A 25,359-nucleotide genomic window follows, 5' to 3' on the forward strand; every position below is an offset into this window, starting at 1 on the left:
GATAATCGTAGAGAGTTTCTAGCTCTCTTTTGTTTTGGAGGAATTATGCGTAAATTAAATGTTGTTTTATATGAACCAGAAATAGCTGCAAATGTTGGGGCAATTATGAGAACATGTGCATTGATTGGTGCTAAATTACACTTGATCGAACCTTTTGGTTTCGTATTTGATAAAAGAAATTTTCTTAGAAGTAGTGCAAATAACTTTGAAGGGTGCGAATTTGCTAGATATGAAGATTGAGATGAGTTCATCAACATAAATCAACCAAAAGAATTATTTTTTATGACTAGATATGGAAAAAAACCGCCATCTTCTTTTGATTTCAAGGTCATATCTGAAAGCATATTTTTAGTTTTTGGTAGAGAATCTACTGGAATTCCAACAAATATTCTGAAAGAGAATCTTGAAAGATGTTTTAGAATCCCTATGTTATCAACTGGTAGAAGTTTGAATATTGCAAATAGTGTAGGGATAGCATCTTATGAAGTATTAAGACAATGAGATTATGAAGGTCTTAGCCTAGTAGAAGTTGAAAAGGGCGAGGATTATTTAGAAAGATAAATTATAAAAAGGTATAATCAAAAAGCGAGGTAAAAAATGAAATTTTCAGATTTTGGATTTAAAAAATTCTTAAATGATGCATTAGAAAAAATAGGATTTGTTAGTCCTACAAAAATACAAGAAAAGGTAATACCTTTACTTAAAAAACATAAATCAGTGATTGCTCAATCACATACAGGGACTGGAAAGACACATTCATTTTTACTACCTATTTTGAACAACATTGATTATGCAAGTAAAAAAACACAGTTTGTAATAGTTACGCCAACTAGAGAACTTGCAAGACAAATTTATAAAAATGTTAAAGAGTTATTAGAATTTAACTCTGAAAGCTCAGTTGCCTTATTTGTTGGAGGAGATGACTTCGAGAAACAAGCTATAGCTTTAAAAAATAAACAACCATTAATAGTGGTTGGGACACCAACTAGGTTAAAAAACTTGTATGAGCAAAATGCTTTACAAATCACAACAGCTAAAAATGTCGTTATCGACGAGTGTGATATGATATTTGACCTAGGTTTCATTGATGAGTTGGACTTCATATTATCTAAAATGAATGAGAATGTTTCAATAAGTTTATTTTCAGCAACTATTAGTAATGGTTTAAAACCATTTCTATCAAAATATCTTTCTAAAGCTATTTTTATAGAGAGTACTGAAAAAAAACCAAGTAATAAAAATATTGAACACGTTCTAGTATGAACAAAAAACAAAGAAAATAAAGATGTACTTAAAATAATCGTAGATTCAATTAATCCATATATCGCAATGATTTTTGTAAATAAAAAAGATCAAATAAAAGAAATAATTTCATGACTAAATGAGTTTGGTATAAAAAATGTTGGTGAATTACACGGAGATTTAGATGCTCGTGTAAGAACAAATATGCAAAAGAGAATCCAAAATATGGAGTTTAAATGAATAGTTGCAAGTGATGTTGCATCCCGTGGTATGGATATAGATGGTGTTAGTCATATAATTTCGATAGATTTACCAAAAGAATTGGAATATTATGTTCACAGGAGTGGAAGAACAGGTAGAAATAACTATACTGGTCAAAGTTACATTTTATTTAATTCAAATAATCAACACCAAATTGATACTTTGAAATCAATGGGGTTCACTTTTACAAATAAAAAACTTGTACAAAACGATTTAGTTGAAATAACTCAAAAAAGTAAAAAGAAAGTTATAAATAAAAATAATCCAGCTAACATCGAAGAACAAAAAATAATCAGCAAATATAAAGCTAAATCAATTAAACCTGGATACAAAAAGAAGCGTAAGGCAGAAATCGATAAAATTAAGAAAGACATTCGAAGAAAACATATTAAAGAATCAATTGCTAAAATTAAAAAAGCAAAATACAAAAAAAGACGTGAAGATTTGTTTGACAATTAAAAAATTACAATATTAAAGTTTAAAAATGAACTTATATGTTCTATAATCATAATATTTAAAGGGGAGCAATTATGGATATAACAGAAAGAATTAAAAAGCTGATTGAGGTACTTTCTTATCAAGTTTATGAAAAAGAAACAATCTTCAAATTAGCAATGTTAGCACTCTTGGGTGAAGAGTCTATTTTTTTACTAGGTAAGCCAGGTATAGCAAAGTCGCTTATATCTCGTAGAATGAAATTTGCAATTAAAAACGGGAAAAATTTTGAATATTTGATGAGTAAATTCTCAACTCCAGAAGAAATATATGGTCCTATTGATCTTAAATTACTTAAAGAAGGAAAATATGTTAGAGTTATTGATGGTTTCTTACCATCAGCTAATGTTGGATTTTTAGACGAAATTTGAAAAGCTGGACCAAGTATTCAAAATACACTTCTTACAATTATTAATGAGAAACTTTTTAGAAACGGACCAAATGATATTAAGGTTCCTTTGAAATTATTAATTTCAGCATCAAACGAACTACCAGCAGAGGGTGAAGGATTAGAAGCTCTTTTCGATAGATTCATTATTAGATACATTGCAGAGGGTTTAAAAAGTGAAAATAACTTTGATGATCTATTAAATTCAGATTCTGCATTAGATGTTGATGTTGATCCAAGTCTACAAATCTCGATTGTTGAATTAGAGGCTTGAAAAAAACAATCTAGACAAGTCAATATGAGTAGAAAAACTTTAGACTTTATACACTATTTCAGAAAAAAAATGCAAAAAGACACAAATGGAGAAGCTTATATATCAGACCGTAGATGAAAGAAAATAGCTGGTTTGATGAAAACAAGTGCCTTTTTTAATGGAAGAGGGGAAACTGACATCCCAGACTTATTTGTTATTCCTTTTTGTATATGAGATAATGAAGAACAAGAGAAAACCTATAAAGAAATCTTTTTCCAAGCATTTTTGGATCAGTTTGGTTTAGATTGAAGAAATGAAAAAAGAAACTTATTAAATCAACTTGATACAATTAACTCTCAAATTGGTCAAGTAGAAGCACAATATTTAAGATTAACTCCATACGATTCTCCCTTTAGAGGAAAACTTATTGGTACCTATTATTTAATTAACTTTACAGACGGTGGTGACAACTACAGATATTGTTTTATTTCCGCTGCTGACTGAAATAAAATAAGTAAATTAACTAGCGAATCTTTCGAAGTGGAACTACACTTTGGACCAAACATAAATAAATATGTTGGTAGCCAAGTTACATTAGTTAAATCTTACAAATCTGATCAAATACTTTTTGTTAATGAAAACAAAAAGTATCAAGTTCAGAATGATAATCCTGGAGAATTTAATAATCAAATGATAACTTTAAGTCAAGAAGTTCAAGAAGTTGAAAAAAAAGTCTTAGAAGTTTCAAAGAAAATGTACAAAGAATATAAAAAATATACAGGTATGAATTGTATTTTCTTTGAAGATATTTATAACGAAAAAATATCTGAAGCATTTGATACTTTTAATAAGAAAACTTCTAACGAAGAACAATCAGACATCGAAATTGAACAATATTAATCGTTAAAAGAGGGTGGCATTATGGAATTTGATTTAGAAAAACCTAAAAGTGAAATAAACAAAGAGCTTGAAAAGTTAAGAAAGAAAGATCTTCACAACAGCGAATTTTTGTTATTCAAAAAAAACCATGAACATGCCGCAGAGCAATTAGATGATAAAATTAATAATTTTTATAGCGCCTCTAAAATGTCGACTATCAATCAAATAAAATTACCTGAACCAATTAGAAAAGAAATTGTCTATTACAACTTTATTTCTGATAAATATGATGAAGTAAGTTTTGCTAAGAATATCAATTTAATACAAACAAAGTTGATGGAGTTTGACTCTCCATTTTCAACATATATTGATACAATGAAATGAAAAATTGATAATGGTTATGTTGAACTAAGAGGACGCGAATGGTTAACTGAATTTTTTAGTACTTGAACATTTATGTTAACTAAAAGAATAATAGATTTTCGTATGAAGACTGTCGAAGATTTGCGCTATAACTATTTAGTTGAAATTTACTCTATAATAAAAAACTACGGAAAGTATGCCCGTATTTATAAAACTATGTATGACGTTTTTGGTAAGGTTGCAAATATCGAAGATGAATTAAAAAATCAAAATATAGAATCAATCTCTAGATTCACTGAGTTCCTTTTTAAAGATCCATCAATTCTAAAAATTGCCGAAATGCTTGGTAGGCTTAATGGTGAAGATGACAAAATGGAAGTAAACATTACTGAACAAATTACAACTTACCCTACAGAAGTTAAATTACCTTATAACCCAGAAGAGTTAGTTGGTATAACAATGTCAAAAGATATTGAAAGACTATTACCAATGGAGCTTGCAAATCTTTTTGATGAAGATTTAGAAATTATATTTTTTAAAAAGTTTGTTGAATCACAATTACAATCATTTTTGTTTGAGTCAAATGAAAGAATTATTGAGCATGAGATTGAAGAGGTTGAATACGAAGCTCCAATTCCATTGGAACAAGGAAAGTTTATAATTTGTATAGATACTTCTAGTTCGATGGAAGGTGCTGGTGAATATATAGCCAAAGCATTATCAATGGCGGTTGCAAAAGTAGCTTTAAAAGAAAACAGGGATTTAATTTTTTTAAACTTTGCAAATCAACATGTTGAAGAATTCGTTGTCAAAGCAAGAAATGTAAATATAAAAAAAATGCTAGAATTTCTTGCAAATTCATTTTACGGTAGAACAAACTCTGTTCCTGCTTTTCAAAAAGCAATACAAAAAATGACAACCGAAGAATTTAAAAGAGCTGATCTTCTAATGGTTTCAGATTTCATGATGGATTCTGTTCCAAATAAAACAAGACTACAAATTGCTAATTTAAAAGAAAACTATAATAGATTTCATTCCTTAGTGGTTGGTACAATGCCAAATGTTGAAACACAAGAAGTTTTTGATAATGTTATGTATTATGATCCTAACGACCCTTATGCAACTCAACAAATTGTAAAATCATTAAATGAAACTTTAAGAGACCTAAGAGAACTTAAAGAAGAAGAAGTTGCTTATCGTGATGAGCAATTGGCTGAAATGAATGCAATTAGAGATAAAAAAAGAATGCGAGAAGTTCATAAGACTTCACCAAAATCTAAAAAATTAGAAAAAGCAAAACAAAAAGCTCAAGAGTTAGAGAAAAGAAATAAAGAACTATTTGGTTAAGTTTCTTTGAGGGGATATATATGGAAATTAGAGAAAAAGGAAACTTAATAATTCTTTATTTTGAAAAAAATGAAGATTTGTTTTCAATGCTTAATAATGTTGTTCGTGAATATATGATAATCGATGCAAAAATAACTGGCTTTGGTTTTTTTAAAAGAATGGAGTTTGGTATTCTAACTCAAACAGAACCACTTTTTTTTGGTAAAACTCTTGTAGAAAAGTTAGTGACAGTATCAGGGGTTCAAGGATTGATTGATAATCGAGATATCTCAATTATGTTTCACGGAGTTGACGCAGAAAAAAATAACTACAATGGCAAATTATTTTCTGCTGAAACAATTGAGTCGTTTGTTATGACTTTAGATATTTTGAAAACCGAGTAATTAATATTTTTAAAGTAAATAATAATCGTTTAGAAGTTTGTATTTATTTTCCGCAAATAATTATTTGTTGAAAAAAATCAACCCCTTTTATCGATTTTTTAGTATAATAATAATAATCTTTATATATGTTAAACATACTATAGAGGTAAAAAACGGAAATTATGAGGTGACACAAGATGATCGGAATTATTTCGACAGCCTACTTTACAGTTAAAGATCGTCCTGGAATTAGAACGGTAAAAAAATACTGATGAAGAAATATGGTTATTCAACATGTTAAATATAGAGGAAAATTTTTTGTTATAGCTACTATCGGATATGGTAAAGCAAATGCTGCTATGGCAATTACATACTTAATGGAAGAATACCCAGGTTTAGAAACAGTACTAAACGTAGACTTGGCATTATCAACAAACGACAAATTTGATACAACAGATACAGTTATGGCAACTAAATTTATTTATAGAGATGCAGACTTGACTGTTTTCAAAGATATTAAATATGGACAAATTGTTCATGAACCAGAAGCATTTACTTTCAACACTGAATTTGTAAATGAAGTAAAAAACTTCAAACTTGGAGTTTCAGATGGGATTGTAGGAACATCAGATATGTTAATCTACAACTCAAAACAATTTAAAGAAATGGTTGACAAATATGGTCAAACTATTGATGTTATAGATACAGAAGCTGGAGCATTAGCTCAAGTTGCTAAAAAATCTAGTGTAAACTTTGTTGCAATGAAAATTATGTACAACAATGCTTTATCTCCATGAGATAACGATCCACTACACAAATTTAAAATCTATGAAACTGCAAATACATTAAAATACTTATTAGCAAGATTATTCAACTTATTATCATCAAGATATGTGTTAGACTTCACAAAAAACTCAATCGATGAATTAGAAGTAATTAACGAGTTATTTGAATTAGAACACGATTCATGAGTTAAACGCTTTAAGGGTGATGTAGCATCAATCATCTCAGGTATGGGACCATCAGTTATGTTGGTTGACAAAAAAAGTCTTAAACCAGAAGCACTTGATATTGTTGAAGTTATGAAATCAAAAATTGAGGATGAAGGTCCATCAAAAGTTATTTTAGGAGAAGATGAGTGAAAAAATGCTCCTAAAAAATGATTACGTAAATTAATGTTCTTACAAAATATGCATGTTAATGATGATGAACTATTATGAAATAAATCAGCTAAATATGATGTTAAGAAAAGTAAAATAAATTCAATCGAAGAAGTTTCAAAAGCTATTGCTAAAGTAATTGCAGAACGTTCTCAAGATAAATCTTCATATACTTATGATGGTGCAACAGTTAACAAAAAACACTTGTTAGTAACTGTTGATGCTGCTATCTCTTTCTACATTACTCACAACCAAACTCACGAGTTTGTAGAAGGTAGAAAAAAAGGTTCTAGTCTTGTTGCTAACGAGTTCATTAAACACTTAAATGAACAATTAGCAGATGTTGACTCACCATTTGAAAAAATAGTTGTATACATTAAAGTTCCTGCAATGGGAGCAATCAAAATTCCTGTATTTATCGAAACTAAATCAAAAGCCAACCAACCAGTTGTTTTTGGTGGATTCTCAGCAAAAGATCAAAAAGATTTCACTGTTGTTGATATTACAAGAAATGATTATGACCCATTGAAAGTTGGTTCATTCAAAGTTACAATTCGTTTGAAAACAAAAGGATAATTACAAAATAAAATCACTTTATGTGATTTTTTTTATTTGTTTATGTTATTTTTATATTAAAGGTGGCCACAATAATGAGTAAAAAAACTTTAATTGATAATGATAAAACGGTTGAACTCGCTTTTGAAGAGTTATTAGAATTATCAACAATGGAGTTAGAAAATTTAAGTTTCAGTATTGAAACTAATTCTAAAAAAACACCGCAACCTAATAAAAATTCTTATGATAACTTATCGGGAATTCAAAAGATTATTTTTGACGCGAAAAATAAAAATACTAATATCAAAAAAGAAATAAAATATACGCCCGAGTCTAGTGATGAAAGAGAAATTATAATGCGTGCAAGCCAAAAAGGTAAATCAGCTTATGATTCGGATGTATTAAGAGAATTGATATTAAATCGACAAAAACAAAAAAGAAACTCAAATAATTTGTCAAGTTTAATAAATAATGTCAAAAAAAATAAAGATGACTATAATAAATAAAAAAAATTTTAAAACATAAATATTTATAATACAATACTTGTAAATAAAAAAGAAGGAATTTTGCAAAATGAATGATGATATCTTAAATGACAAAGCAACTAAAACTTTAGAAGATTTGGTTATTGATGAGCCAAAAGAATCATTTCATTCAAAAAGCGAACAACGAACAATAAAAAAAGCAGCAAAAGAACTTGCTAAAAATGAAGGTAACACTATAGAATTAAGTAATATTGAAAGTATAGTTATGTCCAAAAGGGAGCAAAGACTATTAGTTCAAGAGTACTTCAAAAGTAAATTTTGAAGAGAACTAGGAAAACTAGCATTAGCTGCCCTAATGATCACAATAACTTTTGACTACTTTATTTCTGCAACTGGTAGAACAGGTTTATTTCCCGCTGGAGTTGGTGCAATTGCTCGTTTTCTTGCAATTTTAACTTTCCCAACCGACATTGGACTTCAAAGTTCATTTTATTTCATTTACTACTTCACAATAAACATACCATTGATGATTTTTGGATACTTTAAGCTAGGTAAAAAGTTCACTTTTACTACTGTTTTATTTATAATTTTGCAAATAGCATTTGACCAAATCCTTCAAATCATACCATTTTTCAACCCAACAGATTTTCATATAATTATTAATTTTTCTCTAATTCAAAACCTTTCAAATTCTTGAAATACTTCTATATGGTTATTTATTTTTGGATCATTAGGGGGAGTTTTGTTAGGCGCTTCATATTCAATTGTCTATAAAATCGGTTCATCATCAGGAGGAGCAGATTTTTTAACTATTTTTTTCTCAAAAATTAAGAATAAACCAGTTGGTAATTTAAATAGGAATGCTAATTTCATGATATTAGGTTTCATAATCATAATGAACTCAATCATTCTACCAGCTAGTATGTTGAGTGCAGAACAAAAGATGAATGCCTTGTACAATCTTTCAGTTGATGACGCTTTTCAAACTTACACAAAGGATGGTAAAAACCTAATAGAGTCATTATTTGAATATGTTCTTGGTAAAGACAATCGTGGACCAGCATATTTGGACCCTGCATTCTCAAAATATTTTGATTTATTGGGAGATGCAAAAGCAAAAGAAATTTATAGTGTTTCAGAATTAATTGATTATTTAGTAAGTAAGCAACCTGATAATAATTACCTATACCGTTATTTAGTTCAATTAGCTTGTAACAACGGTTTTGGTGAAAATCTCGCTGGTTGAACACTAGTAAAAGTGAAATTAACTTTTATATTTGGTCCATCATTGTTTGCATCAATTGTCTTAATTTTGTGCAGTTCAGCAACAACAAATGCACTATATCCTAAATTTAAACTAAGAACATACTTAATTACTACTAACCAACCAAAAGAAATAAACAATTTTTTCCTAGAGCGTGGGTTTCAAAATGATATTGTAACTTGAGATGGTACTAACCGAATAAATAAAAACTACTTACACAGAAGTGTTATTATGGTTGCCATGTCAGTTATGGATTGAGATTCCTTAGAAAAAGAAGTTTTTCTAATTGATCCACAGGCTAAAATTAACATTTTAAAAACGAAGGCTGTTAAAGGAATATTTAACTACGAAATCAAGAAAAATGATGAAAGAGATTTCATTCATAGAAAAATAAATTCTGATGAAATGGAATTGGAAAAAATCAGACAAATAGCAATTGTAAAACTTAATAGAGAAACCGAAAGACAGAATCGTAAAAATAATAAGAAAAGAAGAGATAACATAAGCCTCGATAAAAACGGTTTTGTAAGGGCGAATAAGCACAAGAATAACCGTATGACTCAAAAAGATATCTATGATGAATAAAGTGTAGTTCTTATAACAAAAATAAGATTTTATCATTTCTTTAAAAATTTTTGTTTATAATAAATAAGTATGGTGATTTGAATGTGAAATAATTATTTGCAAGATATTATTTATAAAATGTTAGAAATAAAACTCATTGAGGTAAAAAAACAAATAAAACAAATCACAATTGTTGATATATATGACTATTTAAAAAATGTCATTTTTAAGAAAAATAAAATAAGGGATGTTAATGATGCTTCTTTCTACATAATGAATATCAAAGTTAATAAGTTGTTTGAATACATGAACATAAATGTTTTATTGGATAAAACCAATACGATAGAAACAGATTTAAAATCTATATTAGAGGGATAAGTGGTCAAAGTGAAAAAAAATCAAAAAACAAATCAAAAAAATATTAATAAAAATGTTTTTAGGTTTTTAACAATTTTCTTATTATTATGTTCATTAGCACTTGGAATTTTATTTAGTACATGACGTTTTTCAAAAGATTACAAGCTAGGTAATGACTTTAGGGGTTATTATTCAGCATTGGTTTCAGTTGATAACGTAAATAATGAAAAAAAAGCCAATAACCAACCTAATGGTGATGCAAAAGAGGCAGCCAAGGTATTAGAACAAAGATTAAACCCTATGGGTACAAATCAAATAATAATTGAAACTGCTGGTTTGAATTATTTAAAAGTTTTGTCACCAATAGAAGCATATAAAAACAAAATTGTTTTCCAAAATCAAATTCAAAGAAAGGGTGGAGCCATCCTTTTAAATGAAGAATACAAAGATTTACAATTCAAAGATCAAGAGAGAACTGGAATTAATGACTTTTTCTCAAGTGCTAAATCTACTTCTATAACTACAGCTAGAGGTAAAAACCCAGCTGTGTCATTTGAATTAAAAGGTTCAAACTTTTCTTCTTTATTTAAAGCAGAAGAGGGTCAAACATCTGCTAAGTTAAAAATGTCAGTATTAATTGATGCTGATGGTTTTTATAATGATATTAGAAACTTTTATAATTTAGTTGAAGCTGATAAAAATGAAGAAAAAGTAAATCTTTACTTCGAACAAATAATCGAACCATTTAGAAATATTTATAATAATAGTGAGACAAGTGATAACGCTAAGAAAATATTAGCTGACTTTTTTAAAGGTCGTTATACAATTACAACTTCTGGTAATAATAAATCTTATTCTTATGTTAATTTACTTGACAAAAATTTTGAAAGAAAAACATTTTTAGACCACTTTAGTGATTTTGAATTTCTATCAGATACTTCTGGGTATGTTTATGATCCCAATGCTAAGACTGATGATTTCAAAGAAGGTGGAAAATATGCCGAAGAAGTTATTGGTTATTCAATATCAAGCGGTAATGACCGCAGTACAAAATTAGGTAAAGTAAATGAATTATTCAATGAGTTTAACCCTGTTATGGCTAAGTTTCTTAATACAAATGCTAACTCATTGAATAAAAAGATTTATAATTCTTTAACAAATTACTTCTTATTTGATGGTACTGCTTCAAATAGTGGAAGATTAAATGAAGCTTCTACATCAGTTAATGGTGCTTATGGTTATATAAAAGATAATCATTTTATTACAGAGTACCCTAAAGATCCTGAATCTAAAGCTAAAATGGGGGCATCTGTATTTAACGCTTCTACAAAAGGTTTTGTTTTCACAGTAAACGAAATTTCAGAAATATCTGGTTCAATTACTAGTTTAATGCTTTCATTCGCTATCATATTTATGGGTGTTATCGCCTTAGCATTGATGATTTATATAGCCTTTTTATATAGGGTATTAGGTATTTTCATGATTGCAATAATATTAGCGATTACAGGCCTTACATTGTTATCTACTACTTGATTTGGACTAACTTTAGGACCTGAAACAATCATTGGAATAATTTTAATTATCGCTCTCAACCTTGAAATATTTGTCCTAATATTTGAAAATATTAAGTACAATATTTTCAATAAGCAAAGGGGAGTCAAGACAAGTTTCAACATTTCAATTAAAGAAAACCTTGGTATTGCCATTGATGTTATAGTTGCCCTAATTGTGCCAAGTATTTGTTTATTTTGAATTACTTCTAACGCACTTCAATCATTTGCAATAATAATCTCAATGGGGATGGCATTCTCAATATTGTTGACAGTTTTATTTGCTGTAATCTTATTCAAAATGTTAATAAATACAAATATCTTCAATAATAATCTATGATTATTTGCATTAAACACTAGTTTCGCCAAAAATGGTAGACCAGTGTTAAATTACAAAATATACACTTTGAAAAATAAAATTCAAAAACTAGATTATGCAACAATTAATGATAAAAAAATTGAAGTTTTAGAAAGACAAAAGTCTTCTTTAAATGACTCAGTTCATTCATTGTCAAGTAAAAGTCAAAAAGCTACACTTAAAAAAATAGAGAAAATAGAGAAGAAATTATTAAATCTAAAGAGTTTCAAAATAGATTCAAAAGATATTGATAAAAGAAAAGCTTTACAAGCTAAATTAGCAACTTTAGAAACTAAATTAGCACAAAAAGAACAGAAACACGAAGAACTGCATGTGTTAAAAGCTGAAAAAATAAAAGAGAAACTTAACAAAAAAATAAACAAAAAAATAACTAAAATCAAAACTAAAATCTCTAAGTTAGATCAAGAAAAATATATTACTAAGATAAATAAATTAAATTTAGCTATCGAAGAACTAAATTATGTTTTGAACGATAATACAGAAACAATTATCGAGCAAGAAAGTGAAATAGTTACTTCAACTAAAGAAAAGTTGAAAGTAAAAACTTATGAAAAGGTTATTAAACACGGATCTAAACTACTCGCATTTATTTTAATTATTTTAACTTCAATAGCAGCCTTGGTTGGTGGTTTATGAGGACCTAATTACGACGCAACATTTGGTAACAGAACCGAGTATACAATTTGAGGAAGTAACATTGATGAGTTCTATCAAAATATCGAAGCGGTATCTAATAAAGATGAACCAAATAATGAATTAATAAATATTGCGAAAAACACAGTTGAAAACTTCAATGATTTTGAAAATGAGAATCCTACTCTAGAACCTAGTTCATCTAAAAGACAACTTAAGAAAACTCAATTAGTAAGTAATTTCATAGATACAGTATTTCTTAACAAAGAATATGTAAACTACCTAGCGAATATTACAAATGCGATAACTACATATGTTAATCATAATCACAGTGTCTCATATGGTTCTAAATTTGAATATAATTCTAAAACATCTGATGAAGAAAACTATCCATGAATTTCTTTATCAGTAGCAACAACTAACTCAGAGCAATCATCAATTGCTAAAAACGTTTTCCAAAGAATGGGAATTAACATCACGAACGCTCGTGAAGACAGAGGATTTATTTCAAAAAGAATTAGACCAGCTACTATGCTATGAATGTCATTCCAAATGCTATGAACAGTTCTAGCTATTATATTAGGCTTATTAATTTATATATTGATAAGATTCAAATGAACATACTATATTGCGATGATTGTGGCAATCATATTAACTCCTGCAATTACCCTTGGTGCTATTGTTGCATTACAAATACCATTAGGAATGAGCTCATTAATATCTATTGTTGCTTCTATCTCATTTGTATGTATGGCATTATTTATAATTTTTGGAAAAGCAAGGTCATTAATTGTTTCAAAAGATGAAAAGAGTTTAAATGAATACTTCAAAAAAGAAATTGAATATTCATATAATACGAAATCAGAAAAAAAACGAATTAAGGATGAACTTTTCTTAATTAAAGCAGACCTTAAATTAGCACTCAAAAGTAAAGATTTAACTGTTAAAGAAAAAAGAGAACTGTATGCACAGTTCAGTAAGACAAAACAAGAAAAATATTTAGCATTTAAAGATATTAGAAAAGAAAACAAGATTAAAATTTCAAGAGTAGCAAAAGAGAATAATTACCTTAAAGAAGTGATGGTTCAAACATTTAGATTTGGTGTTAAAAGAACTTATTTAATTGGATCGGTATATATAGCTGTTGCCTTACTATTGGCGATGACACTATCACCACTATTAGCATTTGGTATCAGTTTAATTATAGGTATATTATCATCAGCATTAGTTGTATTATTTGTAGCAATACCAATATGAATTGGTTTAGAACAATTAAGAATTAGAAATCATCTTTCAAGAAAACACTTCATCAACAACCTTAAAGTTTCTGGTGAAGAGCAAATTATTGAAGGTATAAATGATTAATAACTAGGAGTAATATTATGGATTTAAAAAAATATATTTGAGATGTTCAAGATTTTCCAATAAAAGGAATAACTTTTAAAGATATCACACCTGTCCTAAATGACATAAAAGCTTTTAAATATACTGTAGACCAAATGTCTGAATATGTTAAAAGCAGAGGAGCAAACGTAATTGTAGCTCCAGAAGCAAGAGGATTTGTTTTCGCAAGTGCTGTTGCATATGTTACTGGTTGCCGTTTTGTTTTAGTAAGAAAACCAAACAAACTACCCAGAAAAGTAAAAGATATCAAGTATGATTTAGAATACGGTTCTGGTCATATTCAAATTCATGAGGACGATCTTAAAGCGAATGATAAAGTTGTTATCATTGATGACGTTCTTGCAACTGGTGGAACTATGGAGGCTATTATAAACTTAGTCGAAGATAGCAATGCTTCAGTTGAAGGAATTGTCTTTCTAGCTGATATAACTTCACTTCATAAACCAGAAATATTTGATAAATACGATTGAAAAACACTAGTTAGTTACTAAAAAAAACCCTTATAAAGGGCTTTTTTTTATTAATAACTTATAAATAGAATGGAAATGTAATTTTAAAACAGTTCCTTGTCAAAATTTGTTTATTTTTATTTAAAAATAATACTATATTATTAAAATGAAGTAAATTCAGTTAACTAATCATTTATTATACAAGTTACACCATAATACTGATTAATTGGACTTTTTTACATACATCAATAGTATGTTATGAATTTACTAATAGAAGTGCAATTTATGGTATTTTAAATAAATTATTCCTTTGTGTTAAGATAACTTATTTGCATTTTTATTTTAAATAATATTTTTTATACTAAATTTTGATAGTGTAAAAAAACCACAATATTTTTTTACTATTTCATATTAACATTTACACCTGAAATATCAACGATTTTAGGAACAAACATAATTTAGTAAATTAATACTAGAAAAATTATATTTATTATTTATTATTTTTATTTTCTCAACAATATAGTCTCTTTTTTCGTGTTTTTTAATATTAATTTGTATGAAAACTCATTAGTATTAATAATCATTTATCTCCATTAGAAACCTATTTGTAAATGGTTACTATTGTTTGTTTCCTGTTATTTACTAGATGATCAAGCTTTGATGTATTCACAATACTAAAATAAACTTTATTCACTTAGTTAATAATTTTTTTTAAAATATAGATAAAATATTTGCTAAATTCAAATAAACCAACTATAATAAAAGTAATAAGCATAAAGCTAATTTAGTTATTGAACGTGAAGTAACCTAGCACTAGGAGTGGGTTGCTTATTTTTGTATTTTGTATTATAATATAGTTAATAAATTAAGGAGGTCGCGCATATGAATTATGTTTTTGCAGACGGTATGAATTTTTGAGTAGTTGACAGAAACTTTAATAGAGTAGCTAAGTTCACTAATTTCTCAGAAGCACAAAACTATGCTAACTCTTTAAATTTTCAATCTAAAGGTTTAAACACAAATTTCCAAGGAGGTTTTGGAAATAATGCAATTGCAAATTTTTTACCTAGTTCTTTCCCAACAATACAAAAAAATTTATTAGATTCACCTTATGGAAATGAAACAAGAAATTTACCAGTTAGTTACGGTAACATAACAATTAATTGTTCACCACATCCACAATCAAGTCCTATAGCATATGGTCAACAACCTTTTGTACAACCTAAACAGTTTAGTGATTTTGTTCCTCAACAAATGCCTTTCTTGCAACAACCACTTAACCCAGTTCAATTTAATCAAGAGACTCCAAAACAAAAAGAAAGTGACTATTTTGAAAGCAACAACAATATAAAATCTAAAAAATCAAAAGCATCATTTGATGATTCTGATGACACATTAAATCTTGAAAGCTTGGATGATGAATTTGTTGTTAAACAAGAAAAAAAATTAAACAAAAGAAAAAAAGAAGTTACAGATACTAATGATTGGACTGTAGAAGAAACCACCGAACCTTCAAGCGCTGGTGAACTTAGGCTTTCTAAAAGAGACATCGATAACTTTTTGGAAAAAATGAAATCTTAAAACCAAACTCGTTTGGTTTTTTTATTTTTTGGGTACAGGGGTAATTATAGACTTATTCACTATAATTAGTTATAATTAATCAAAGAAAAGTATTATTGAGAGGGGTGTCAAGATGTTCGAAGATTCAGGTAGTTTTAATTTTGTAGAATGTCGAGACGTTGAAATTTTAATAACTGAGATAAAAAAGTATATTCATAATTCAAAAATCATTGCAGAGATTAAAGAAGCTTATGACTATGCCGAAGAAAAACATAGACCTCAAAAAAGAAAAAATGGAGATCCATTTATAATACATCCATTATCAACAGCATATTATTTAGCTCAATGAAGAATGGGGCCTAAAACAATAATTGCTGGACTATTACATGATGTTATTGAAGACACACCCGTAACATTTGATGAAATAGAAGAATTATATGGAAATGATGTCGCTGATATTGTTGAAGCAGTTACTAAGGTGAGCTATTTTACTAAAGAAAACCGCGCACAGATGAAAGCAAATTATTTGAGAAAACTTTTTGTTTCTATGATAAGGGATATAAGAGTTATCATTGTAAAAATTGCTGATAGAATGCATAACCTATTAACTCTTAAATATATGACGCCAGAAAAGCAAAAAATTATTGCAAAAGAAACTTTGGATATATATTCAACAATCGCTCACAGAATTGGAATGAAGTCTGCGAAAAACCTTTTAGAAGACCACAGTTTTTATTTTTTAAATCCAGAAGAATTTGAAAAAATAACTCAGCTTTTAGAAGAAAGTAAAGAAGCAAGAACACAAATGATTAGTGAAATCATAAATGATATAAATAAAAGAGTGGAAAATGAATTAAAAGATGAACAATTAACTATTTTTGGTAGATCAAAAACAATATATTCTATTTATAAAAAAATGTCTATCTTTGGAAAGTCTTTCTCAGATATTAATGATATTTTAGCTGTTCGTATCATAACCAATACTGTTGATGAATGTTATAAATTATTAGGTTGAGTTCATCAAATGTATACACCTTTATCAGGAAGATTTAAGGATTATATCGCAACACCTAAAAACAATTTATACCAATCTTTACATACAACTCTAGCCAACAGGGACGGGATAATTTTTGAAGTACAAATAAGAACAAAAGAAATGGATGATATCGCTGAACACGGGGCTGCAGCTCACTGGAAATATAAAGAAGGCGAAGGAAATGTTGACGTAGCTACAAAACAAAGAGAAATAGATGAAAAAGTAGATATGTTTACAAGACTAATGAATCTTGAAAAACTAGCTTCTGATGGTATGGAAGTGGAATATAACGAAAGTGGAATTGGCAATCTAGAACAAGAAATTGAAGAAACTGTTAAATCAGACTATCTTGCTCCCTTGATATATATTTTAACCCCTGATGGTCATGTTGTTACGTTACCCTTTGGTTCTACAGTTTTAGATTTTGCATATAAAATACACACTGAAATTGGTAATAAAACAATCGGTGCAAAAATCAATGGGGTTTTCTCTCCTTATAATACAACCTTAAACTCGGGTGAAATGGTTGAGATACAAACTTCGAAAGAAGCAGCTCCAACAGAAAAATGACTTCGTTTTATTAGAACTTCTACTGCCCGTAAGGCAATTGAAGCTTATTTGGCTGAACGTAAAAAAATAGAAGAAGAAAAAGAAAAAATAACTAATCAAAAAATAATTAGAAATACTAAAAGAGAAATCGATAGATACATCGTAGCTAACAACTTAAAATGACAGATAAACTCGATAGATGAAATTCAAAAGAAGCTTAAAGTACTAGATTACAAGAATATTGATGCTTTCTTACTTTCTATTGGTAAAGGTGATTTTTCGATTCCTGAAGCCGTTGAAGTCGTTTATGTTTCTAAAGAAGAATTACGAGATGTTGAAAAAATTAATGATCTTAAAACAAGAAAATATATTTCTGTAAAAGGAAGAGATGACTTAAAAATAAATGGGATTGAACAAGTTAGTTGTTCAATTGCTCAATGTTGTTATCCAATTCCAATGGAAAAAGTAACTAGTTTTATGTCAAAAACTAAAGGAATACAAGTTCATAGGAGTGAATGTATCAATATTGTAAATATTAGGAAGGTCCACAACCTTTTACCAACTGAGTGAGTTCCAAAAAAAGTAGTTGGAAAAAAATACGCAACAAAAATTAGATTAGTAACCTACGATAGGGTTGGTATCTTGGCAGATATAATCCAAGTTTTCACAAATCGTAGAGTTAATATTACAGAAGCAAAGTTAATAACAGTGGAAGAAGAATTTTTAGGAAAAGGTAGTTTGATTATTGAAGTTGAAAATACTGAACATTTGAACCAAACTATGACAGCGCTTGCTGAAATCGCTGGAGTTTCTAAGGTGACAAGAGCATTAACATCAGGAGATAATTTTGAATAATAATATTTATCAACCATTAACATAGTATTTATGAATTGTAGAAATATTAAGTTTAGAGGGTTTTATGAGAAATTTATTTAAAAGTTTATCAATCGAAATACAAACACGGGTATTATCATCACCAAAAAGAATTATTAAATTCTTTGGTGTATTAATAGTACCTTTTTTATATGCCTTTGTTTTAATCATGGCATTTTGAAATCCAATGGCAAATTTAGGAAGAGTACCAGCTTCTTTTTTGGATAACGAAGGAACATACTTTACCTATAAGAATTTAGCTGCTAAAAAATATGGTGTTTTAGTTGATAAAAATGGTAAAGTATTCAAAACAAAAGATGAAATAGTAAAAGCTAAGGATAGTGATAATCTTTATTTAAATACAACTAATGAAAATATTACTTACATGTATGATGATAAACTCACCAGTGAAACAAGTCTTTTTGATACTTTAATTAAAAACGGTGTATTTAAACCAAATGATGCAAATTATAAAAATAAAGAAGAAACAAAATGGTCAACAAAAAATCTATCAAATATTACATTTAATAATTTCAGCTACTTGCAAGGTGAGAAAGCAAAAAAAGAATATAAAAACAAATCCGATTTTGTGCAAGTTTATGTACCTGAGAATTTCTCTGCACATTTATTAAAAGAACTTTATGGAATATTATCGCACTCTATTCAATTAAAGGATTTTACAACAGAAAAACTTAAGTTATACACAACTTTCGAAAGAAATTATGTTGTAGGTTACTTTTTTGAAAATATATTAAAAAATAAAGATGCACTTATGGCAGGTATTTTAATACAAACATTACGTGAGTTTAGTGGATTATTTCCTCAATGAAGTGAAATAGTTGATAAATTAAAGTTAGATAGTTTCATTGACACTCAAAGTGGTGGTTCTAAAGAAGGATATTATGGAATTGGTTTAGGTCAATTATTTATAACTCTTGGACTATTTGTTGGTGCCTTTGTACAAACTTTCATTTACGATCGTGCAAAAAGATTTATTAAAGCAAATGCGATCCAATGGTATTTTTCAAAAACACTACTTATGTATTTGACTGGTGTTTTACAAGCGACTTTACTTTTAGCAACATTATCTTTGTCACCATTTAATATAATCGGTTCAAGTGCCTTATTATCAACTTGATTATGAATGTTATTCATAGAATTGATAATAGTTATTTGTGTTCAAGCATTATGATTTAGTTTTAGAGACGAGACGGTTGGGAGATTTATGGTCATAGTATATATGGTTATGAACATTTCGAGTGGTTGAGGAACTTTCCCTGCAATCTTGCAATTTGGTATCTTCCATTTTTTAAGTCATTTCGCAATATTTAGTTATTCCATTAGTGGATTTGGAGCTATTTTCTTTAGTATTAGCGAGAATGGTTTTAACATTATAGATACCTTATACTTACTAAAACAAGCTGGTTTCTTGAGCTTATTTTTATTATTTTTTATAACCATAGGAATTTATGGAGCAATTAAAAGAAATAGGGAGATTTGTTTTGGTACTTACAAAGGAAAACAAATAACCAATGCTTTGGATATTTTAGGAATGGAAGAATATAAAAACAACTTCTTCACTAAGTTAGGGTTTTTAAAACTCTATAAATGACATAACATCAAACAATTAGAATATAATGAAGAATTAAAAAAACACATAAATGAAAGTTATCCATGAGAAAAACAATTCAAATGATTTAAGAAAAAAGGTTACACTGATGTAAAAAAACCTAATGAATCAGATAACGACATCATGAGTAGAAACGACAGCACTGAGGTTTAATAAAAACATTTATTTGAAACCTATCCCCTGAGCCGTTTGGTAATTGGTAACTAAGAGTTGGTATTTTTGTGATATAATAAGCTTAGTAACTTATAAGGGGAAGAAGTAATGAGAAGAGAAATGATTTATTTACCTATTCAAGAATTTGTTGATGCAAACTTGGATTTTAATTTAGCCTCAACAAGAAAAGAATCAGAGTATGACTTTAATTTTACAAGATGAAAAACATTGATTTATTCAAGTCAAAAACTTAAGTTTGTACTAAAGTATGCACAAGCAGTTCTACAATGATTAACAAAAGTTGTTGATGTTAAAAACTTCAATGTTTCAATTGATACAACAACTGTTGATAGATTCAACTTCTCTATTTATGAATTTGATAATCATATCTTCAACTGTACTTTATTTACTAATTTTTATTTAATACCAGAATCTGATTGATCTTCAAAAGTATTTGAAATGCATTACTCAAAATATGATTTGATTAATGGTGGACAACTAGTCTTGAATGACGAAGCAAGTTTTTGAAAAGGTGAATCTGGATTTGAAAAATTTGTTAATATGTTATATGCAATAATAAAAGAACCATATAAATTTGAAGACAAAAGTCCAGTTCAATGACAAGTTGATTTTAAAGATAAAAAATTATCTAGCTCACAAATTAGAATGCAAATAGCTTCATTAGTTAATAAAGGTGTAAGACCTGAAGATCCATACCTTACAATGGAACAAGCAGTTAAAATTGAACAAGGTGCTAATCCTGCACAAATTGCAGAACAAGCTAAAAAAGAAAGCCAAAAACGTGAGGCAATTAACCCTTTATGGGATGAAGCAATTCAACTAGAAGAGAAATTCAAAGATTTAAACTATGCTATGAAAAAAGTTAGAGGTATTGAAACTAAAAATAATAAAAAAGGAAGAAGATAATAAAAAACTAAACAACCTTTTAAAGAAATGAATTAATTTAATTATTATTCTAATCATTTCTTCAAGGTTGTTTTTAATTTATAAAAATAATTTTATAAATTAAAATTACTACAACTTAATCAATTAATTTTATCAGATAGTGTATAATGAAAAAAGATAATAAAGTTAGTACTTTATTAGAAAAAAATTTATTTGTATTTAATACAAAATTTTACTTAAAACTAATGTTTAAGAATGTACTAACTTTAAAAATTCATTTATAACTTTATAAAAGAGACAATGAGTTTAATTTATCTACTGATTAATAGAGATAAAAAAATTATTAGAAACGGAGATCAAGTTATGCGTAAATATACCATCATTAAAAATAAGTTTATGGCATTTAAGAAACACAAAGTATTTACTTTTGGTACGTTTTTTGAATTATTTTGCGTGTAATGATGAAAACAGTTTTATAAAGGTTGTCAATTAATATCTAATAATTAAACCACCTTAATACAGAAGTAAATATAAATTTAATTAAGAAAAAATTAAATTTATATTTTTTTTATATTTTTTTATCAAATAGAAAATGAGGAGAATTAAATGAAGAGTATAAATGCAGAAAACCAAAGGATTGATCCTACTGGAAGTATGCAAAATCAAATTATTAACAAAAAAAGTCGAAACTCTGCAGCTTTTGATTTTTGAAGAGTATTCTCAATAGTCTTTGGAAATTCAATTGGTGTTGGAGTTTATCTAAAAAGTAAACAAGCATTGTTAGCAGCACATAACCCATATATTGTTTTAATTATTTTAGGATTAATGGCGTTTATTGGTATTTCAATGGTGTTTGTATTTATTGAGTTAGGAACTAGTGCAAAAAATAGATATCATACGCATACATGTTTTGCAGAGACTTTTATTGGAAGAAGAACAGGAAGTTTATTCTCACTCTTTTATTCAATAATATATGTTCCTGTTTATGTTGGTCTAATGGCTATAACAGTTTCTTACTATATTTTTAGAGTAATTGATGATTACCACAATAATGAAGCTTGAATCAATCCAGATACAGAAGCCTTCTTAATAATATTTATAGCTGTATTAATTATCTTTTTCATGTGTATATCAAATGCTCATGCTTCAAATGGATGATTTAAATATTTACATATATTTTTTAACAACTTAAAGTTTTTACCATTAGTTTTTGTCATCGGATTAGGTTTTTATGCAAAGTTCCATTTAAGTACAACAGCTTTCAATGAAGCGAATACTTCACAATGAAAATTTAGTTACTTTATTCTTGTAATACCAATGCTTTTATTTGAACTAGATGGATTTATGTATGGTTCTAGTATTGAAAAAGAAATCAAACATAAAAAAATGTTGGTTGCTGGACAAGCTGTTGGTGTTATTTTAGTGGTACTGGTAAATATCTTATTTGCAGTTTCGCTATATTTTGGAACATTGGATGCAGACTCATTTTCATTGATATCAGCAATTATTCCTAAAGATTGAGCATTATTTTGTAAGTTACTAATTGCAGTAGTTGTGCTAGGATCAGTTGCTGGATTCACTAGTTTTGGAGTAATAAACTTATCTAGCACAACTGACAATAATGGTCCGCAATTAATATATTACAAACAAGGTAAAGCAATGATTTCGCATAAGTTGAGCGGTTATATAAATGCTGTTATTATTTCATTAACACTAGTCATTATTACAACAACTTCATGACTAGTTTATCGAAATTCACTTGATAGAACTAATAAACTCAGCGAATATTATTATGTTGGTCAAGCAGTAACATTCTTGATTGACAAAATATCTGACTCAGCAGTTGTTATTGCTTTTACAACTTATTTAACTTTGATGGTGGCAGCGCTTGTTAATCATAAGACTAAAAAAGTTGGTGATGTTTTAAATGTCAGAGGTAGTGTTTATTATAATGTTATAGCTTCAAGTATCATGAGTTTATTTTTGATATACATTTATTATGATATCTTTAAAAAATTATGATCAGATGATGTTGGTCAAATATTACAACCAATATTTGTTATTATCTTTACAACATTGTTGTTAATAATTTTCTTAATAAATGAGTTGAGAATTTCAAAAGCTAACATAGATGAAAATGATTTTATATTAAAAATAAATCCTAAAAATTGAGGTAAATCTTATAATCGTTTAGAAGCGATCGAAAATTATAAAAACAAAAACAAAAGTTTCTATAGTAAATTAAATAGAAATTAAATTAAAATAATTAACTCTGGAGTGTTATACTCATAGAGTTGCAAAAAAATTGGGAGGTGAATACTATGATAACTGATAAGAAGATAAAGTGTAAATCAAAAATCAAAAACTTAAATTTATATATCTGTAGTTTAACTAAGATAAGTTTTCATAGTATTTATTGTGAAACCTTTTATAGTTATCTTAAATAATATTATTAATAATAATGTAACAGACACTTTGTGTAGAGTTACAATTTTCAAATATTATGGAAATATAAATTTTATTTAAATAAAATTTATATTTTTTTATTTTTAAAGGAGGAAAATATCATGAACGAGCGTAAAAAAACCTTGTCGAAACTCACCATTATATTTATGGTATTTGCGACAGTTTTCGCTTTAAGAAATATTATTAACAATCAAGTTCAGTTTGGTTTATTATCAATGTTACTATTTTTAGTAGGGGGAATTGTTTATGCAATTCCGATAGTATTCATATCTTCTGAATTTGCAAGTATCAAAAAATTAAAAAATGCTGAAGCAGGATTAGGGAGTTATTGTTCCCTAATCCTTGGTAAAAAATGTGGGTTCTTAGCAAGTTGATCATCATTTTTTACAAACCTATTTTACTTTGCTACCTTGGCACCATTTACTGTTATAGCAATTAGTTTTGTTATTACAGGAACAAATGGTTTTGACTTGTTGGCTTTAAAATTAAATGAGAACGGAATGGACGAAGATAATGCTAGTCGAGTATCAGCTATCTTATTGGCTTGTATCGCCATTGTTATTTTTTGAATAGGTTCATTTATTGCAAAAAAAGGAGCACGTTGGATCGGAATCATTACCAACATTGGTGGAACTGCTTCACTAATGTTGGGAGTAGTGTTTATTGTTTTGTGTTTATTTGTAGCATTACCAGTATTTAAAAATGGACAAGTACCAAGTTCTTTTGATAAAGAACATTTAAATCCAATGAGTTCTTGAGGTTTTGATGGTGACTGATGAGGATTTATGTCAGCTTTTCCTTGAATTATGATTTCTTATAATGGAATTGAAACAATGGCTGTATTTATGAGAGATACTAAAAAAGGTCCAAAAGCTTTCAAAATATCAACATTGATTGGAATGCTGATTGTTATCTTCTTAATGGTTTGTGGAGGATTAGCATTAAGTCTTGTAATTGAACAAGGATTAATTACTAAATGAGGTCTTTCAAATACTTATTATTACGTATTTTCATATATGTTTAATTTACCTTTTGATTCAATTGGTGGAACAATAATAATTAGAGTTGTTGCATTAGTAACAGCATTAAATGGATTAGGAGCTCTATTCTTTTGAACTGTAGGACCAGTTAAAGTTTTCTTTTCAGAAATACCAGAAGGTGTAATGGGAAAATGAGCACAAAAAACTAATAAAGCAGGAATTCCTACTAATGGAATTATTGCGCAAGCAATTGTTGTAACAATTATTTTATTAATTGTTGGAGTTACTACAACTGGAGCTATTGGAAAAGGTTCTTCTAATTTCTTGACTTTGATAACTCAAACAACTACTACTATGTCGGTTTTTCCTTTTTTATTCTTTTTTATATCGTATATAAAATTAAGATGAAAATTGGAAGATACAGAAAGAACTACTAAGTTCTTTAAAAATAAATATATTGCGATCACAATAACCTCAATATCCTTAATGGTTATTATAATAGCAATAATATTTGGAGCAATTCCTTCACCAGTGTCATGAAAAAGTGATTGAGTCACTTCTTTAACTAGTTTATTACTTTCGGTTGGTGGCTTAGTTATTTTTATGGGATTTGCAATGTTGATGTGATACTTAAATGTTCAAAGAAAAAATAAAAAACTAAGTTTAAATAATACTGAGATTAATGAAATTATGACATCCAATATTACAAAAGAAGAAAAAGTAAAAGAAAATAAAAAAACTAAATCAATTTAAATAAGGCTAAAAACTAAATCTACTAATTTGACGTAAATGTTAAGTTAGTAGATTTTTATATTA

At 27.9% G+C, this 25,359-nt stretch carries 17 protein-coding genes; all 17 read left to right on the forward strand.

Annotation, left to right across the window (positions count from 1 at the left end):
- Nucleotides 1-45: 45 nt before the first annotated feature.
- The 17 genes from ACI2WZ_RS02080 to ACI2WZ_RS02160 all read left to right on the forward strand — a co-directional run bounded on the left by ACI2WZ_RS02080 (nucleotide 46) and on the right by ACI2WZ_RS02160 (nucleotide 25,296).
- Nucleotides 46-561: a tRNA (cytidine(34)-2'-O)-methyltransferase gene (locus ACI2WZ_RS02080; RefSeq protein WP_023789188.1), complete on the forward strand. Its 516-nt coding sequence runs from the start codon at nucleotides 46-48 to the stop codon at nucleotides 559-561.
- Nucleotides 562-597: 36 nt separating this feature from the next.
- Nucleotides 598-1,962 carry a DEAD/DEAH box helicase gene (locus ACI2WZ_RS02085; protein ID WP_500245106.1) on the forward strand — a complete coding sequence of 455 codons (1,365 nt, stop codon included), beginning with the start codon at nucleotides 598-600 and terminating at the stop codon, nucleotides 1,960-1,962.
- Between the two features lie 71 nt (nucleotides 1,963-2,033).
- On the forward strand, nucleotides 2,034-3,539 hold the full coding sequence (locus ACI2WZ_RS02090) for an AAA family ATPase (protein WP_023789190.1): 1,506 nt from the start codon (nucleotides 2,034-2,036) through the stop codon (nucleotides 3,537-3,539).
- Between the two features lie 21 nt (nucleotides 3,540-3,560).
- Complete coding sequence (locus tag ACI2WZ_RS02095) at nucleotides 3,561-5,228, forward strand: vWA domain-containing protein (RefSeq protein ID WP_023789191.1); 1,668 nt, start codon at nucleotides 3,561-3,563, stop codon at nucleotides 5,226-5,228.
- 20 nt (nucleotides 5,229-5,248) lie between these two features.
- Nucleotides 5,249-5,611 carry a hypothetical protein gene (locus ACI2WZ_RS02100; RefSeq protein WP_023789192.1) on the forward strand — a complete coding sequence of 121 codons (363 nt, stop codon included), beginning with the start codon at nucleotides 5,249-5,251 and terminating at the stop codon, nucleotides 5,609-5,611.
- 176 nt (nucleotides 5,612-5,787) lie between these two features.
- A complete protein-coding gene (gene fib, locus ACI2WZ_RS02105; RefSeq protein ID WP_500245107.1) occupies nucleotides 5,788-7,326 on the forward strand; it encodes a cytoskeletal motor fibril protein Fib in 1,539 nt (512 codons plus the stop codon).
- Nucleotides 7,327-7,400: 74 nt separating this feature from the next.
- Entirely contained in the window at nucleotides 7,401-7,811 is a 411-nt protein-coding gene (locus ACI2WZ_RS02110; protein ID WP_500245108.1) for a hypothetical protein, read from the forward strand.
- A gap of 67 nt (nucleotides 7,812-7,878) precedes the next feature.
- Nucleotides 7,879-9,639, forward strand: coding sequence for a YitT family ABC transporter (locus tag ACI2WZ_RS02115; protein WP_023789195.1), 1,761 nt, complete (start codon nucleotides 7,879-7,881; stop codon nucleotides 9,637-9,639).
- Nucleotides 9,640-9,720: 81 nt separating this feature from the next.
- Nucleotides 9,721-9,996 (forward strand): hypothetical protein, encoded by a 276-nt coding sequence (locus ACI2WZ_RS02120; RefSeq protein WP_023789196.1) that lies wholly within the window; start codon nucleotides 9,721-9,723, stop codon nucleotides 9,994-9,996.
- Between the two features lie 9 nt (nucleotides 9,997-10,005).
- Complete coding sequence (locus tag ACI2WZ_RS02125) at nucleotides 10,006-13,902, forward strand: protein translocase SecDF, variant type (protein ID WP_500245109.1); 3,897 nt, start codon at nucleotides 10,006-10,008, stop codon at nucleotides 13,900-13,902.
- A gap of 17 nt (nucleotides 13,903-13,919) precedes the next feature.
- On the forward strand, nucleotides 13,920-14,432 hold the full coding sequence (locus ACI2WZ_RS02130; RefSeq protein WP_500245110.1) for an adenine phosphoribosyltransferase: 513 nt from the start codon (nucleotides 13,920-13,922) through the stop codon (nucleotides 14,430-14,432).
- 840 nt (nucleotides 14,433-15,272) lie between these two features.
- Entirely contained in the window at nucleotides 15,273-15,971 is a 699-nt protein-coding gene (locus ACI2WZ_RS02135) for a hypothetical protein (RefSeq protein ID WP_500245111.1), read from the forward strand.
- A 112-nt stretch (nucleotides 15,972-16,083) separates the two neighbouring features.
- Complete coding sequence (locus tag ACI2WZ_RS02140; RefSeq protein WP_500245112.1) at nucleotides 16,084-18,390, forward strand: RelA/SpoT family protein; 2,307 nt, start codon at nucleotides 16,084-16,086, stop codon at nucleotides 18,388-18,390.
- 64 nt (nucleotides 18,391-18,454) lie between these two features.
- Entirely contained in the window at nucleotides 18,455-20,191 is a 1,737-nt protein-coding gene (locus ACI2WZ_RS02145) for a hypothetical protein (RefSeq protein ID WP_500245113.1), read from the forward strand.
- 108 nt (nucleotides 20,192-20,299) lie between these two features.
- Nucleotides 20,300-21,118 (forward strand): hypothetical protein, encoded by an 819-nt coding sequence (locus tag ACI2WZ_RS02150; RefSeq protein WP_500245114.1) that lies wholly within the window; start codon nucleotides 20,300-20,302, stop codon nucleotides 21,116-21,118.
- Between the two features lie 585 nt (nucleotides 21,119-21,703).
- The gene (locus ACI2WZ_RS02155; RefSeq protein WP_500245115.1) at nucleotides 21,704-23,353 is read left to right on the forward strand and encodes an amino acid permease; all 1,650 of its coding nucleotides are present in this window, start codon (nucleotides 21,704-21,706) and stop codon (nucleotides 23,351-23,353) included.
- A gap of 311 nt (nucleotides 23,354-23,664) precedes the next feature.
- On the forward strand, nucleotides 23,665-25,296 hold the full coding sequence (locus tag ACI2WZ_RS02160; RefSeq protein WP_500245116.1) for an APC family permease: 1,632 nt from the start codon (nucleotides 23,665-23,667) through the stop codon (nucleotides 25,294-25,296).
- Nucleotides 25,297-25,359: the final 63 nt, after the last annotated feature.

This window comes from Spiroplasma endosymbiont of Megachile willughbiella (assembly GCF_964273395.1).
GTDB classification, from domain to species: domain Bacteria; phylum Bacillota_I; class Bacilli_A; order Mycoplasmatales; family Mycoplasmataceae; genus Spiroplasma_A; species Spiroplasma_A apis.